This window comes from Pseudomaricurvus alkylphenolicus, from assembly GCF_011683955.1.
Taxonomy (GTDB): Bacteria; Pseudomonadota; Gammaproteobacteria; order Pseudomonadales; family Cellvibrionaceae; genus Pseudomaricurvus; species Pseudomaricurvus alkylphenolicus.
In genome coordinates, this window is record NZ_JAAQPI010000019.1 from 89,055 (window position 1) to 105,151 (window position 16,097).

Below are 16,097 nucleotides of genomic sequence, written 5' to 3' on the forward strand. Positions count from 1 at the left end.
ATAGCGGTTCAAATCAAAGTGAAGCTTGCGCCTGTTTGAAGGCAGCAATGATTTCGCGGGCACTGCTGCGAATCTCTTCCAAAGGCTTGCTAGGTTTATACAGTGAAGAGCCGATGCCAAACCCTGTGGCTCCGGCACGCAGGTAATCCAGCATATTGGTATTGTTAATGCCGCCAACCGCCAGCATGGGTATGGGAGGCAACACCGCGTTCATGGCTTTGATGGCTGCGGGGCTGATCAACTCCGCCGGAAAAAACTTGAGCGCATCGGCACCGGCGTCCAGGGCAGTGAAGGCTTCTGTGGGTGTGCAGCAGCCCGGCATGGATACCATATCCAGCTCACCGGTGCGTCGAATCACATCCACATTGCAATTGGGGGAAAAAATCAATTGGCCCCCGGCGCTATGAACTCGATTCACTTGCTCCGGGGTTGTAACGGTTCCCGCGCCAATGAGTGCCCGTTCTCCGAATTTGGCACTGATGGCTTCAACTGAACGGTAGGGTTCCGGTGAATTGAGTGGCACCTCTAGAATACAGAATCCGGCTTCAAGCAGAATTTCCGCAACGGGTAATGCTTCCTCTGGCGTGATGCCGCGAAGAATGGCAACCAGCGGGCAGTCATTAATATAGGGCGTTAACATAGCGCTTCCGTGGTAGATGAATAATAGGCTTGAGTGACCTGATCCAGGCCCGAGATAAATGCGCTTTCAGCGGCAATGGAGAAACTGCTGAACCCATAAAAGTCTGCTGCCTGACGGTACAGTTTTTGTAGCTGGCTGTTACCGACCAGTAGTAAGTTACTACTATCCGGTTGACCATAAAGTTCACATGCGCCCTTGAATTCATTGCCGATAACGATGCCGGACAGGTAGGAATGGAGGCTTTCCCCGTCCCATTGGCTGCTGAGTAAGCTGGCGCGAGTAGAGAAGACATGCTGAAGCAGACCGCCGTCTTTGCGGCTGCATTGCAGGCCGCGAAAAAAATCATCTTCAGAGTATTCTTTGTTCTCCAGAATGGAACCAATGGAACTGTGGTGGTTCAGGAGAGCAAACATCTCGCCGGTGAAAAAAGTGGAGAAGTGTTTAATGTTCGAATCATGAACCTGCGCCCATTTGCTGTGTGTACCTGGCAGGCAAATGAGCGCGTCCGAGCTTTGATACTGCTCCAGCGCGCCCAGTATCTGTACTTCTTCGCCGCGCATCACATCGGCCAGCCCGTTGGGACTTTTTCCGCACACGCCAGGCACCAACAAGATGTCGGTTGCCAGTTCTGATTCCAGCCGTGCGATATGTGAGGCAATGGCACTGGCGTCCGCTGGGCAGGAGACATAGTCCGTTTCCTGCCAGCCATTGCGGCTGCCAATCATACCGGCCATCACAATGGGCAGGTTAGGGTCATTGTCCAGCCAGTCGCTGCAAGCGCTTGCCAGAGTATCTGTGAATTCTTCCTGTTTGTGGCAGAGCACACCGCGATCATTTTCCACCTGCTGGATAATTTGTCTGTCTTCGTCCACCAGGTAGGCACGAAAGGAGCTGGAGCCCCAATCCACGGCAATATACTTTATTGGAAGCGTCATCAGACACGACCGCCGTCGATGATCAGAGATTGTCCGGTAATCATTGCCGAGGCGCTGGAGGCGAGGAACAGGGCGGAATTGGCAACATCCTCTTCGGAGATGGTGGTTTTCAGACACTGTTGGGCCAGGCATTCTTCCAGGGCTTCGGGTGTGACCCAAAGTGCTTTTTGCCGCTCGGTCATGACCCAGCCGGGAATCAGCGCATTGACACGAATATTGTCCGGCCCCAGTTCTCTGGCCAGGGCTTTGGTCAGACCCAGAATACCGGCTTTGGCGGTGACGTAGGCGGGGTAGCCGCTAAGCCCCAGCAGTGATGAATTGGAGCCGACATTGATGATGCTGCCGCGACCCCGTTGTTTCATGGCCGGAGCGACCGCCTGGGCGGTAAAGAAGTGGGGGCGGAGGTTGGTATTCAGTGATTCGTCCCACTGGTCCGGGGTGAGTTGGTCCAGCCGATGGCGGGTATCGCGGGCGGCGTTGTTGATCAGGATGTCGATGCCTCCCAGCTGGGACTGAGTGTCCTGGATACAGGTTTTGAGGTGTTCTGTGTCGGTAATATCACAGGCTTGAAACCATGGACGATTGTCGGTTTCTGACTCGATGCTATCGCACAGTGCATCGCCATTGTCACTGGCCAGTGAGACAAATGAGACTCTGGCGCCTTGCCGGCAAAAGGCTCTAACAAAGGCGGCACCTATACCGGAGCCGCCTCCCGTGATAAATACGGTGGCGTCTTTCAGGTCGTTATATTGGCTCAACATGGATGGTTTGTCCTGGCTGCCTTGGGTTCTTGGGTAGTCTTGTACAATAGTATTTATATTATAAATAAACAGAGGGGCAGGCAAGTCTTAAAATGCACCGTTTGGAGTGGGGATTGGTGGGGAGGGGGCTACAGGGTCAACTTAGGTCGTGGGATTTCACTGACGTTTATAATGGCCATCAAACACTGTTTTCCAGTGGCCTTTTTCGTCAGTGGATTCCCAGAGTTGTCGCACACTGCCGTCTTTGTTGGGGGTCCAGGTAATTCGGTGCCGCGTGATGTTGCCGTCACCGTCGCGGTTTTTCCCTTCAAGCACCATTTTGCCCTGTTTTATACCGCCTTCGAGAAGCAGCAGGGTGCCGGTGTTATCCACCCAGGTTTGGTGCCAAATGCCGCGGCCGGTATCGTACATATTGAGGCTTTCCCCGCTGAAGCCTCGACCGGTAACGTAACGTTCGCTGATGACACAGCCGCCGTATTGCTGTTCGATGCGATTGATACCGGCGACTTTGCCATCGGGAGTGGTTACCCGCCATTCTCCCAGCCAAAAATCGAAGGCACGATGGGCGTCGGTGTCGCATGGGGCGGCGAAGGCGGGGGTATAGGGAATCAGTAGGCAAAAGGTCAGTTGGGATAGGGTGACTATCTTTCGCAGCATGGATTGAACTCCCTTTTAGTTAATTGGGTCTCAGGGGGATTAAGCCGTCTCCGCCTGAAGTTCGTCTTTGATCAGTTCGAGTGCCTCTGCCTGCAGATCCCGGCTGGCCCGGCGGGCGGCCTGTGCATTGCCTTTGACGATGGCATCGTAGACCTTTTTATGGGTTTTGTAGCTGGCGGTTTCGACGCCGGCAATGCGGTTGGTGTATCGGATACTGACTCGCAGCGCGGTGTTGATAAAGCTGCGCAGTTGCAGATAGAAGGGGTTGCCGCTGGCGACAAGGATGCTGAGATGAAAGGCGATGTCGGCTTCGAGGGCGTCGTCGAGGCCGCTTTCTGCGGCTTTCATGCGTTCCAGTGCTTGTTCGATGAGGGCGATTTTTTCGGGGGCCTGATGTTCGGCGGCCAGGGCCGCGGCCTCGGGTTCTACGGCGATCCGCAGTTGCAGGAAGTCGCGAAGCATTTCGAGGGTGGGGGTACCTTGCAGGATCCACTGGAGTACTTCGGCGTCGAAGAGGTTCCATTGGTCTCTGGGTTCTATGCGGATGCCTTGCCGGGGGCGGGAGGAGATAAGGCCTTTGGCGGTGAGCATTTTGACCGCTTCACGGGTGGCGCTGCGGCTGATGTTGTATTGTTCGCAGAGTTCGGCTTCGGAGGGGAGACCCTGTTGTTGGGTGTATTTGCCCTGGACGATGTCCATTCCCAGTGTGTGGACGAGTTGTTGGGTGAGGTTTCTTCCGGATTGATCGAAGTTCACTGGGGTGGGGTTCCTTTCAGATAATTCATATTTATATGTTAAAGCACAATTGGGCTGTACTCTAGTATTCCTTATTATATGGACGTACTTTGTGTTGCGGGTGGGCCGTATTTGGGTGCCTCAAGCGGCGGCTGGGGGCTCCGTTTTTGAGCGAGTCGGCGCCCCTCCGGGGTTCCCTCAGTCCCAAAAAAGCCCGGCAAAATACGCCGGTCTTTTTTACTCCTTCGGCGCTCGCCTTTGATGCTCAAAAACGAAGCCCCCATCCGCCTTTTAGTCTGTAGTGCTCGATGGGCTTAGTTCTAAGTGGTGTTCTTGCTTGTTTTAATGTTGAGGTGGGTATGATTTTCACCATCTATTGGCCCGCGGAGGAATGATATATATACTGATTGCCGTTTTGTGGGTATTAATTTAATCTCTAGAACCTTCTTGTGACCATTGTCCATTGTGGAGCCCGGCCTGTGCCTATATCCCTTGATAAAACTGACCGTAAAATCCTGGAGTTGATTCAGTCCGATGCCAGTTTGTCGGCCTCTGAGATTGCCGAGCGGGTGAATCTCTCGCAGCCCCCGTGCTGGCGGCGGATCAAGCGGCTGGAGGAGGCGGGTTTTATTGATCGTCGGGTGGGGATGTTGAATCGCAAGCAGTTGGGGCTGAATGTTGTGATTTATACAGAGGTGAAATTGACGGCTAACGGGCGACAGGCGGTGGGGGAGTTTGAGGAGAAGATCCGGTCTTTTCCCGAGGTCACGGAGTGTTATGTGATGATGGGACGGACGGATTTTCTGTTGCGTATTGTTACCCGGGATGTGGAGACCTATGAGGAGTTTTTCCGTAAGCATTTGTCGCAGTTACCGGGTGTACAGGATATTAATTCCAGTGTGGCGCTGAGTGAGGTGAAGTACACCACGGAGTTGCCACTTGGGCTGGTTCAGTAGAATTGTAGAATTTAAGAGGTTTTAACGATGAAAGTTCTTGGCTCTTTGCCTTCTCCGTTTGCGCGTCGGATTCGTTTGTATCTTGATGGTGTTGAGCATGAATTTGCTGAATTGAATGTGTTGGGGCCTGAGGGCCGACGGGAGATGAAGCGTATCAGTCCGGTGATGAAGGTGCCGGTGTTGGTTGATGGTGATACGACGATTATGGATTCCCGTCAGATTTATAATTATCTGACTGAGAAGTTGGGTCGTGAGAAGCTGGATTGGGACGGGCAGAATACGTTGACGTTGATCGATGGGGCCAACGATTCTTTTGTGATTCTGCTGTTGTTGAAGCGTTCTGAGGTGGAGGACGCTGAGAAACGTGTGATTGGCAAGTTGCAGCGTGAACGTATCGAATTAACAATGGATGCATTGGAGCAGATGTGTGCAGAGGGTAAGTTTGACCAGTGGGATTATCGGTCGATTTCGCTGTTTTGTATGCTGGACTGGATTGAGTTTCGTGAGCTTTATCGGGTTGAGGATAAACCCGCTTTGCATGCGTTTTGGCAGCGTAATAAAACCCGGCCCGGTGTAGAGTTGACGGATCCGAGGTGATAAAGAAGTACCGTACATCCTGTACATAAAAAATGGGGCGCGTGCGCCCCAAAGCTCTGAGAAGAGGGTTTAACCGTTGCGGGTGATCAGAAGTTCATCCGCAGACCGGCGCTAAAGCGGCGGCCATTTTCATAAAAGCCCCAGCCGGGAATGCCATCGCTGGTGGTCTGGTAGATAACCTCGTTGGTCAGGTTGACGGCGGTCACGAACACGTCGATGTTGTCGGTGGCGTTCCAGTTGAAGGTGGCGTCCCACTGGTCGTAAGCGGCGATAACTCGCTGGGAGCCGGATACCAGATCTCCGTAGGATTCGGAGCGGTAGTTGTAGGACAGTCGCGCGCTGAAGTTTGAGTCTTCGTAGTATACCGATGCGTTGGCCTGGTCTTCGGAGTTGCCGGGCAGTTCGAAGTCACCCACAGACGCGGCAATCTCTCCGTCGGTAAAGGTGTAGTTGGCCACTATGCCAAAGCCCATGCCGAGTTCCTGTTGCCATTGCAGCTCCAGCCCCTGAATTTTAGCGCCCTCGGCATTGAACGGGCGAGTGACGCTGACGTTTTGTCCATCAATCACTTCCACTTGGGTGCTGTCGACGATGTAGGTGGACATGTCTTTGTAGAAGTAGGTGCCGGAGAGGATGCCTGCGTCGCCAAAGTACCACTCAGCGCCAATTTCAAATTGCTTGGCGTAGAAGGGGTCCAGCAGTGGATTACCCGCCGTTGCGGTTTCGCCATTGGTGGCGTCGACCACCAGGTTGGAAGACAGTTTTTGGAAACTGGGGCGGGCCATGGCTTTGGAAGCTGCCGCGCGGATGTTGATATTTTCCGAGAGATTGTAGACCAGGTTCAGACTGGGCAGGTAGTCGGTGTAGCTGGTGCTGACGGTACCCAGCTCGCCGTTCTGGTATGCGGACGAAGAGAGGTCGGTTTTGACGACCCGTAAGCCGAAGTTACCGCGCATTTTTTCCGTTTCAAAGTCCGCTTTGGCGTAAACGGCGGTGATTTCTTCGTTGATGTTGTAGTGGGCATTTTGGTCGAAGTTGTAGTCCCAAACGCCGTCTTCCAGAATGGAGTCGATGCGTTCACGGGCGAGATCTTCGTCCAGCCAGGCGTATTGGGTCAGTGAGCCGGCGCTGGCGGTTTCTTCATGCAGCTTGGGTGTCAGGCTTGAGGAAACGTCAGCCAGGGTGATGGCTTCAAGCTCGGCAAAACGAGGGTGATCGGGATTGGCACGACCGGTGGTACGGTTGTTTTCAATGGTGTGGTCACGGTATTTGGCGCCGACTTTAAAGCTGTTCACCGGACCCCATTCCACATCAAACGTCAGGTCACCTTGCAGGTAGGTTTCTTCGTCTTCCATTTTGCGAATAAAGTCGCGGAAGTTACCCGGTTTGAGTGTCAGGGCGGAGGCATCGGTTGCGTCCATGTCCAGATAACTGAATTCAACAGTTTCCGGTCCCAGATTGATGACTGAGCGAGTAGGGCCTTCAAACCAATAGTTTTGATCGTGGTCGCTGCCGCCGGAGGCTTCTGTAATGCCCACCTGCATATGCGCCTGCCAACCATTGCCTTCAAAGGTGGCATCAATGTCATAAACTTCGGTTTCCACATAGGCACCGCGACGGTAAATCGGCTCAATGGCCGCGCCGGTACCACTCAGGTTCTGCAAGGTGCCGCCAACCAGTGCCTGTTTGCCATCTGACGTGTCAATAAAACGGGGATCTGTGACGGCGATATTATTGTCCACCGCGGCACCGCCAGCGAGGAACAGGTAGTTCTGGTTGTTGTTGTCCATATCCATGCCGGACTGGACGGCGTTAAAGACAATGTCCCACTGGTCGGTGGGGCGCCATTGCAGAGTCAGGTTGCTGGTTTCGCGCTCCCGCTCCTGACTGAAGATGGCTGAGCCGCCGCCCCATACTGCGTAAACATCATTGGTCACATTGCCGTGTTGGTCGGTGACATCGTAAAGGCTGTTGGTGGGAAACGCCTCAAGGCCGTCCCGGCGCATGGTACGCTTTTGTGAAGCAAATGAAGCCAGTACTCCGAAGCTTCCCGACTCATTGCTCCAGCTGATTAAGCCGGAGGCCTGAGGGTCCACTTCGTCCGGTAGTTCGCTGTAGAGTCCTTCGACCGAGGCGTTGATTGTCAGTGGATCGAGATCCAGCGGGCGACGGGTACGGACAATAACCGCACCGCCGATGCTGCCTTCGTCAAGGTCAGCCTCTGGGCTCTTGTAGACTTCCAGGCCGGAAACCAATTCTGAGGCGAGCATTGAATAGTTAAAGCCCCTGCTGGGGTTGTCGTTGGCCCACCAAAAGGCCGAGGCAACATTCTGCCCGTTCATCAATGTGCGGTTAAGAGCGCTGTCGGTACCACGAACAAAAATGTCGCGTCCTTCGCCCCAGCCTCGGTCCACGGAAACACCGGGAATTCGCTGCAGTGAGTCGGCAACGTTTTTATCAGGAAACTTGCCGATGTCTTCGGCGCTGATAGCGTCGACGATGGAGTTGGAACTCTCTTTTACATCCAGGGCGCGTTTCAGACTGCGGCGGATGCCCATGACCTCGATCTCTTCAATCTGACTGGCAAGAGCCTGTTCATCGCTGCTGAAACCAGGCGTTTCTTGTGCTTGAGTTGCAGCGCTCAGACTAAACAGCGCCATGGCGCCGAGGGAGCCGTAGGCCAATACGGACTTATTGATATGTTGAATCGCATTTCTTAGCTTTATGTTTTTCATCGCTCACTTCTCTCAAAAGTTCTTAAGGTTATTGAAAGTCACTCACCTCAAAGGGGTAAACGCAGCGATTGAGAAAATTCCGTCAAAAATTATCAAAAAAATTAATTTTCTAAAAAGTGTCGGTTTTTTATCGCGGATTGCGTTTTAGTGCGTTGGTGGAGCGATTGTGAAAGTCGGCCGGGTATGTTGGAACCATGGAGAGAGATGAGAAAGCACTGAGGCAGGTGGCGAGACAACAGGCCATAAAAACAAAGTTTTTCTATAGCCTGCCGGCAGTCAAATTTCAGGTCAGAATGTTACCTTGAGGCCACTTTCAAACCGGGTACGGTCGTAGGCATAGGCATCAATCTCGGCGTCGTAGTCATCGTAGTTAAGCTGCACATACCCTTCTACGGGTGCGTCACCCAGGGTGAATAACGGTCTTGTATAACGAGCGACGGCACTGAATCCGTCGGTACTGGGGGTTTCCGCATCGTTTTCCAAATCGCCATTGGTGTCCTTACGATCGTAGTTCAGATCGCTGTACCTCAGGCTCAGGCTCCACTCGGACTTGGTTGGCAAAATTCGTCGCAGGCGGATGCTGCCGCGATAGGTTTCCGTGTCGTAGTATCCTCCGCCGTTATCATTGCGGTCTATCACTTCGAGGCCGAGATACACGTAGGTCTGTCGAGCCAGTCGATAACGCATCTTGGCACCGAGTGTGAGATAGCGGTACTGTGAGTGTTTATCGCTAATGTTGCCGCCGCGGTCATCTTTGGCCAGGCGATTTTCATACTCCCGGTGTTGAACGTCGGAAAACAGCTCGTAGCGGAATTCACGGTTGAGTCGATGCTTCCATCCGAGCCTCACACCGGTTTGATGGTAATCCAGATCGGTGAGTCCCAGATCGAGATAGTCTTCATAATCGATATCTCGGTGTTCCAGTCTGACTTGAAGGGTTTGTCCTTTGGCAATCTGGAAGTTCACATCCGCCCGAGGATGCCAGCGACTGAAATCATAGCGATCAGAGGCCGAGGTACCCCCAACGGCATAGGGCAAGCCGCTAAAGCGACTGACGTAGCTCTTGTCCTGATCGCGGTATGCAAGAGAGAGCTTATAGTCGTGCACTCCGTCTGAAAACGTTCCTTTGTAGCCCGCTCGGGCATCAATGCTGCGGTGATCAGCCGTATCGATTTCCTGGTAAATATTACGCCGCAAATTGAGCTGGCCAATCCAGGAGGTGTCTTTTCCCAGATCGATTCTGACGGCTTGATGCCAGTAGGTGTCCGCATTGACAGGGAAGGAATCGGTCAATCGAAAGGGATTACTGTCATGGCCGATACCGGTTTTCAGGTCAATTTCTGCAGCCTGAATACCGCAGCTGAGGCCGAACAGCAAAGTGGAATAGATACAAGCGTTTTTCATGGTCATCAACTCGATTTTAGTTAGATACTGGCGTCATTGAATAAAATCGAATGAACCGACGGTAAAATGGCCGAAAAGTGGCGTTTGCCGGGTTTGAACCGGTTTTCCAGCCGGTGGGCGGCGCGAGCAATATCGTCATGGTTACGCATGGTTTCGGGTAGCGTATCCAGATATTGGCTGGCCTGATCCCACTGTTGTCGGAGACTCAGCAGGTCAATTTTCTGTGCGGCAAGGATGATGGAATCCGGGTGTTGTTTCAATGATTCTTCAAGCTCCATTAAGGCCAGATCAAGCATTCCGTGTTGGCTGGCAAATTCAATTTTCTGCCGATGGATTTCAGGTAAGTGGAGATTCTCCTTTAAAAGCGGTGCAAATGCTGTGACAGTGTGCTCATACGCGACAAAAAGTTGGTTTTTCGCGCCATTGCTGTACTCTGCGGATCTTGTTTCGATTCCGTGATTGGCAAGGCCTCTGGCCAGTTGCAGCCTGGCCCGCGCCTCCCATTCCGGTGACGCCAGCAGCGTCTGCAGCTGCTTTATCGAGCTTTCGTGGTCTCCGTTCTCATGGTCGGAGTTATTGTGGCCGCCGGGTTTGCCCGCAAGCAGTGCCTGTGCGTAGCGGAATTCGGCCCGATGTTGGGGCAGTGGTGCCAAGGACCGTTGTTGCTGATTGATCAATCCCAGCATGTGTTCGGCCAGAAGCCGGTCATTGTCCGATTTGGCGTATCGCTTTAACCAGCTCCAGTGACCATGTGCCGCTTTCACCCGTCCGTGCTCCAGGTTCGCCCAGGCAAGATCCTTGCGCAGTCGTTCATTGCGCCCGCTCAATGCTGAGGCCCGGTTCAGGGCGTCGATGGCGCCGGTGAAGTCGAGCTTAAGCAACCGGTAGCGGCCAAGTTGGCTCCAGGCTGCCGCGCTGTCTACAGCCAGAGCCACAGCGCGCTCGTAGGTTTTTTCCGTATGGACATAGGGCATATCCAGCTGTTGTCTTGCCTGAGCCAGCTTTAGCCAGGTATTGGCATGCCCCGGTCGGTATTCGATGGAGCGGGCATAGGCTTTCTCAGCGCCGGCCCAATCGCCCTGGCGTTTAAGGGCGCTGGCCAAAGCAGAGAGCGCCTTGGCTTTGCGCACACCGGAGCTGATGCTGACGGCCCCGGTCAGTATCTCGCCGGCCTCGGCATATTGCTTCGAAACCAAGAGCTGCAAACCCAGATTGATGGCCGCCGCCTGGTGGTTCGGTTGATGGTCGAGCAGCACTCGGTAGGCCTGCATGGCCTCTTTGTGTTGGCCGCTGCGGGACAGTGCAAGTGCATAATCAAATTGAATGCCGGCAGAGAGGCGCCGCTGAAGATGGGTACTGCGGCATAACCGGATCACCTCGTTGTATTCCTTATTTTGCATAAGCTCCAGAATTCGTTTATCCAGAATGGCGGCTTGAGTGATATCCGGCAATTGTGTAAACGCCGACTGGTCGGCAAGGGGGACTCCGGCGTGTTCCTTCTGAAGGATGTCGGTGTATAGCGCCTGGGAAACGCTCTGCTGATCAATGGGCGTTCTGACAACGACACTGCTGTTTTCGGGCACATCGATCGGACTGACGACGACCTGTTTATAGCGCAGTTGGTCCTGGGATAACCAGTAGTCGGTTGCCCCGACCGCGCTGAACAGACCAAAGAATACAGATACGGGTATCCAGGTGGAGTGGACTCGCATGGTAGTCTCCTTTTTAAACCAAGGTGAGTTAGGTGGATTGAGTAACGCCATTGCTGATGGTCAGACGGTCGTAGAGGCCGAAGTGGTTCACATTCTGAATTTCCAGCCCGGGACGGCCATTGACTTCAAGAACCAGCGGGCCACGTTCTTTGTCCAGACAGATATCTATGCCCATATAACCCAGAGGAATGGCCTGGCTGCACTTGTCACTGATATCCAATATCTGCTGCCAATAGGGTAGTTTCACTCCGATTAAGGGCTCCTGGTTGTCGGGGTGCCTGGCCAGGGGTTGTCCGTTCCTTTGGCAGCGGCTGATCTCGCCGGTTTGCAAATCAACAGCGGCGCCAATCGCTCCCTGGTGAAGATTGGCCTTGCCGCCGGAATCCCTGGTAGGGAGTCGTAACATGGCGCTCAAGATACGCCCCTCACTGACCAGGATGCGGATATCACACAAACCGTAAGGCGCGATGGTTTGCAACAGGGGGTGCTGGTGAATCAATGGCTCCAGAAAGGCGGTGTCGCTGTCACCAAGCTGCGAGTAGTTGCCGTTGATGATCTCCGTTAGATGTCGTCGAATCGACAGCAGGGAGATGGATTGACCACTGCTGCCGATGAATTGTTCGCCCTGGCGGCCCTTAATAATCAGTATTCCATTGCCCTGACTGCCGGCGTTCGGCTTAATGACAAACTCCTGGAGTGAAGACAGGACTTCGTTCAGTTGCTCAAGTTGCGCAAACTCCGAAAACTCCGCCAGTGTGTCCGGGACGGGGATGCCGGCAGAGCGCAGCCTGGTCTTGGATTCCAGTTTGTCCGCCGCACTGCGCAGCTCTCGGCTGGAATTCAGACGTGCAACGTAGTCGCGATTGCGGGCGTTAATGCCCATGACGCCGAATTGTTGATTCACAAGGTTACGAAAACGTAACAATTCTGCGACCCGGATGCCGGTCCAACGCCCCATATAGATTTGAGCTGCCAGAACCAGTAAGTAAGTTTCAGGGTAGACGGCGAATATTCCGTGCAATAGCGCGGAGGTCAGGCATAAATAACAGGCAGCGATGCTGATCAGGGTTCCGGCAATGGTTTTGGCGAGTTCCAGCCAGTCACGCTCTTCGGCCAAGTCATGGAGTTTATCCGCTACAAAACTGATGATGATCACTGGGAACAGAGACATCAGGCCGAACTGCATATCGGTAAACCGATCCACCGTGTAGAGCAAGGCAATCGTCGCTAAATTGATCACGCTTATAATGGTGGCGAGTCGCGGAATCTTCAGTAGACGCAAGGGATGGAGTAGTACATGAGCCGCAAAGGCAATGACGACAATGAGAGCGAAGCCCAGCAGGCCCGGACCGAGACCCACGAATGCGCAGGCAGATGCGATCAACATGGGCATAAAAATACCAAAGCTCTTGAGACCCATCAGATTTCGCATAACGGTGATGATCAATGCGCAAATGGGTAGCATCAAAAAGATAGAAACTGTTTTTGCCGGCATGTTTATTTGCGTCAACAATGCGGCCAGGTTGATACTGCTGTTAACAGTGGCTCCTGCATCATCTTCGTTGACATGTGGCAGCAAGGCCGGGGAGATAAACTGGTCCTGAATATTGAAGCTGTAGTCGAATCCGATGTTCGCTGTGTGTGAGAACAGGCTGTGATCGCCCCGATAGAGCTCCAGATAATGTGAGGGCAGCTGGGCAAAGTAGCGATTGGTCGGATCGAAGGCAACCCATTGGTTCTCTATGTAGACTTCCACCCATTGATGAGAAGTTTTCTTGCGACCTTCGTTCAGCACGATACCACCGACCAATCTCGCGGGTATGCCATTCAGGCGCGCCAGGGACACGAACAGGCGGCTCTTGCCGTTACAGCTGGCGGCACCTAAACGCAGGGCCGTCAGAGAGTCGGTGAGCCCCTTAAAGGGCAGTGTCTCCAGGCCGCTGGTGTAGTTATAGATGACCTGGAGAACCTGCAAAACACTTTGGTCGTCTGTGGGACTGATGCTCTGCCAAAGGGACTGTATTTCCGGGTGCTGTACGGCTATCGCTTCACTAGCCCGCAAGTAAGGCTGCCAGCTGGAGTCCAGATCAGGATTGATTCGAAGTTCGGCGGGTATCTCGTAGCGGTATCCCACACTGCTGATCATCGCGCTATAGCTGATACTGTCGGCATCACGACCGCCGATCCAGCGCGAAATCCTGCCGCTGTCGGCGGTATAGACTGACTGCTCCATGTGATTAGCCTGCACCGTTTCAGCAAATACATCCTGGCGTTCGGACGGTTGGGGCAGGTACACCGAAACCGCAGTATCTGCGGGAGCAGCGTCGAACGTCATCATCAGATCAAACTGAAAGATATTGCGCGGTTTAACTGCATCCGGCTCAAACGGCACTAACCTGACGTGCAATAACAGCAGGACAATGGCTATATAAGCCAACCAGGCTTCAGTCCTTAAAAAGTGTGTCTTGGTACTCATCAATCCATCCTGAAAGCGAATTGGGTCACATTTTTTTGGGGTGGTTTATATCTGTGGTGACCGGCGCAGGTGCTTGGTCAGCCATGTCATTCTGGGTGGTCACGCGCACTTCGTCTGTGGGGGGAATGTTGTGGTTTTGTAGGCGATGTTCAGGAAACGTTAAAAAGCGGGTTTCAGCCCATACGGCGATTTTGTCGCGCGAGGGGGGTGATGTAGACTGAGACCAAAGCGGGGAGCTCGAGAAGAATACACGAACAATGTTTACACGGATTTATAGTGGTATTTTCGCATCGGTTGTTTTGGCGGCAGTGCTCAACTATGGGCTGTACGCCTTCAGCTATGACAACCGCTATCGGGTCTATGAGCAAAACGCAATGACCGGCGTTATGTCATTGTTGGCCGATGCGTTGGCCAAAACCCCTACCAGTGCTCGTCCTCGCTATCTGGAGATCGCGGCGGAATTGTTAGGAGCCGTAACATTTGATCATGGAGAAGCATTCTTTCAGAACCTGAGTGCCTCGCAACAATTGGCCCTGGAGGCGGGTCAGGCGGTCAACCTATCGAAACAGGAATCAGGCATACGCTGGCTGCTGCCGCTCGACTTCCAGGGAGCACAACCGGTCAAATTGGTGGAATTGAGGATTCGCTCACTTACTGAGCAGCAGTTCCGAGGCCATGCACTGTTGTTGATTACCGAACTGAGCCGCAAAACCGGTCGTCTTGCCCCTGAACGGTTGCAGCGGTACAGCGCCTATCCCCTGGCATTGGTATCCAGGGACACGTTGGGGCTGGATCGCCAGCAACGTTCCCGCTTACGCAAAGGTACTGCGGTGGTGGATTACGGGGCAGAAACCGAACACCACTTCAGCGTATTTGCCTATTGGCAGAATGGTGAGGTTCTGCGTATCGGCCCGATCCCGCGGTTCGAGCAGTTGCCTGCCAAGCTGGTGCTTAGCATGATTACGGTTACGATCTTGTTGATCGCGCTGGTTTCCTACTGGCTGGTACACCGTCTGGAGCAGCGTCTCGGCCAGATTGCAGCCATGGTTAATCGCTTTGGCGAAGGGCAGCTGGAAGAGCGGGTGAAAATGGCCGGAGGGGATCTGATCGCGCTGGTGGCCGAGAAGATCAATGCGATGGCTGATCGTATACAGCTGTTATTGAAGGGGCAGCGGGAGATCATGCAGGCGGTCTCACACGAGTTTCGAACCCCGCTGACCCGGATACGATTCAGACTCCAAGTGCTTGATGACGACCTGCTGGAGGCAGGCGTTACGCCAAAGACCGATGCTATTCGAGGGGATATCGATCAACTGGAGCAGCTGGTGGCAGAAGTATTGGAGCATCACAAGCTGGTTCATCAGCCGATTCTGGAAAAAGCCGCTTTCAGTCTGTCTAAACCCGTCAACGAGATTTGTCGCAATCTCAACATACTCTACCCACACATCGATATGGATCAAAGTAACTTGGCCTCAGAACCGCTGATGGCCGATCCGACCGGTGTGACCCGATTGTTGCAGAATCTCATCAGTAATGCCTGCAAGCATGCTCGGACGCAGGTGAGAGTCTCTTCGGTGATTACCCAAGACTGTTACAGCATTCGGATTGAAGACGATGGTGTGGGTATTCCCGAGGAGGAGCGATCCAAGGTATTTGAGGCGTTTTACCGGGTGGACAGCAGCCGTAACCAGAGCACCGGTGGCTACGGTCTGGGTCTGGCCATTGTCAAACGTATTGTGGATCTTCATGGCGGGCGCATTGAGTTATTGGCCAGCGAATTGGGTGGGGCCAAGTTTGTTGTGCACTTTTTTTGGAGCAAAGAGGAATTTTCCGGCGAGAATTCCGATTGTTTCTCATGATTACAAAACTCCAACAAAACGCCAACAAACGACTGATTGCCTGGGTGGCGGCCCTGGTGTTTGGCTGTGTTCAACCGTTTTTGACCTACGCACAATCCGGGCGGTCCGAAGAGGCGGATTGGGGAGAAAGCCGCGGGGTCCGGGAGCTGATACTGCTGATCAACGAACAGGCTGATGAGGTGGAAGTCCCACAGGAAATTGAGGACTTGGTGGAGCACGAAACCCGTTTGTTCGATATGTTGATGGAACTCTCGGAGGGGGAGTCGGCGGACGAGCCTGAGGAAGAGGAGCCTGAGGAAGACGAACCCGAGGAAGACGAGCCCGAGGAAGAGGAGCCTGAGGAAGACGAACCCGAGGAAGAGGAGCCCGAGGAAGAGGAGCCCGAGGAAGAGGAGCCCGAGGAAGAGGAGCCCGAGGAAGAGGAGCCCGAGGAAGAGGAGCCGGAGGAAGAGGAGCACGAGGAAGACGAACCCGAGGAAGACGAACCCGAGGAAGAGGAGCCTGAGGAAGAGGAACCCGAGGAAGAGGAACCCGAGGAAGAGGAACCCGAGGAAGAGGAACCCGAGGAAGAGGAACCCGAGGAAGAGGAACCCGAGGAAGAGGAACCCGAGGAAGAGGAACCCGAGGAAG

General features: G+C 53.7%; 13 protein-coding genes. 4 read left to right on the forward strand and 9 right to left on the reverse strand.

Translation table 11 applies throughout. The features are described 5' to 3' along the window. Positions 1-13: 13 nt before the first annotated feature. From HBA55_RS31685 to HBA55_RS31705, 5 genes are all read right to left on the reverse strand, one after another. Positions 14-640: a 2-dehydro-3-deoxy-6-phosphogalactonate aldolase gene (locus HBA55_RS31685; RefSeq protein ID WP_166999759.1), complete on the reverse strand. Its 627-nt coding sequence runs from the start codon at positions 638-640 to the stop codon at positions 14-16. Continuing rightward, positions 634-1,575 (reverse strand): 2-dehydro-3-deoxygalactonokinase, encoded by a 942-nt coding sequence (locus tag HBA55_RS31690; protein WP_166999760.1) that lies wholly within the window; start codon positions 1,573-1,575, stop codon positions 634-636. Before HBA55_RS31690 ends, HBA55_RS31685 begins: the two co-directional genes overlap by 7 nt. After that, positions 1,575-2,336 (reverse strand): SDR family NAD(P)-dependent oxidoreductase, encoded by a 762-nt coding sequence (locus tag HBA55_RS31695; protein ID WP_166999761.1) that lies wholly within the window; start codon positions 2,334-2,336, stop codon positions 1,575-1,577. The genes HBA55_RS31690 and HBA55_RS31695 overlap by 1 nt, the downstream gene beginning before the upstream one ends. Positions 2,337-2,492: 156 nt before the next feature. Further along, the gene (locus HBA55_RS31700; protein WP_206020070.1) at positions 2,493-2,993 is read right to left on the reverse strand and encodes a hypothetical protein; all 501 of its coding nucleotides are present in this window, start codon (positions 2,991-2,993) and stop codon (positions 2,493-2,495) included. Between the two features lie 39 nt (positions 2,994-3,032). After that, positions 3,033-3,749: an FCD domain-containing protein gene (locus tag HBA55_RS31705; protein WP_166999762.1), complete on the reverse strand. Its 717-nt coding sequence runs from the start codon at positions 3,747-3,749 to the stop codon at positions 3,033-3,035. A 458-nt stretch (positions 3,750-4,207) separates the two neighbouring features. On the opposite strand from HBA55_RS31705, the gene HBA55_RS38100 reads away from it, so the two are divergent. Further along, the gene (locus HBA55_RS38100) at positions 4,208-4,684 is read left to right on the forward strand and encodes an Lrp/AsnC ligand binding domain-containing protein (RefSeq protein ID WP_166999763.1); all 477 of its coding nucleotides are present in this window, start codon (positions 4,208-4,210) and stop codon (positions 4,682-4,684) included. A 27-nt stretch (positions 4,685-4,711) separates the two neighbouring features. Then, entirely contained in the window at positions 4,712-5,281 is a 570-nt protein-coding gene (locus tag HBA55_RS31715; protein WP_166999764.1) for a glutathione S-transferase family protein, read from the forward strand. 86 nt (positions 5,282-5,367) lie between these two features. Here HBA55_RS31715 and HBA55_RS31720 read toward each other — a convergent pair whose 3' ends face one another. From HBA55_RS31720 to HBA55_RS31735, 4 genes are all read right to left on the reverse strand, one after another. Further along, positions 5,368-8,016, reverse strand: a complete 2,649-nt coding sequence (locus HBA55_RS31720; protein ID WP_166999765.1) for a TonB-dependent receptor — start codon at positions 8,014-8,016, stop codon at positions 5,368-5,370. Between the two features lie 288 nt (positions 8,017-8,304). After that, positions 8,305-9,420 carry a hypothetical protein gene (locus tag HBA55_RS31725; RefSeq protein ID WP_166999766.1) on the reverse strand — a complete coding sequence of 372 codons (1,116 nt, stop codon included), beginning with the start codon at positions 9,418-9,420 and terminating at the stop codon, positions 8,305-8,307. A gap of 20 nt (positions 9,421-9,440) precedes the next feature. Beyond that, on the reverse strand, positions 9,441-11,132 hold the full coding sequence (locus HBA55_RS31730; RefSeq protein ID WP_166999767.1) for a tetratricopeptide repeat protein: 1,692 nt from the start codon (positions 11,130-11,132) through the stop codon (positions 9,441-9,443). A gap of 28 nt (positions 11,133-11,160) precedes the next feature. Then, a complete protein-coding gene (locus HBA55_RS31735; protein ID WP_166999768.1) occupies positions 11,161-13,608 on the reverse strand; it encodes a sugar-transfer associated ATP-grasp domain-containing protein in 2,448 nt (815 codons plus the stop codon). 257 nt (positions 13,609-13,865) lie between these two features. Here HBA55_RS31735 and HBA55_RS31740 point away from each other — a divergent pair, with 257 nt between their 5' ends. Then, entirely contained in the window at positions 13,866-15,467 is a 1,602-nt protein-coding gene (locus HBA55_RS31740; RefSeq protein WP_166999769.1) for an ATP-binding protein, read from the forward strand. Continuing rightward, positions 15,464-16,097: hypothetical protein (locus HBA55_RS31745; RefSeq protein WP_206020071.1), on the forward strand; the 634-nt coding region annotated here is incomplete at its 3' end. The genes HBA55_RS31740 and HBA55_RS31745, both read left to right, overlap by 4 nt.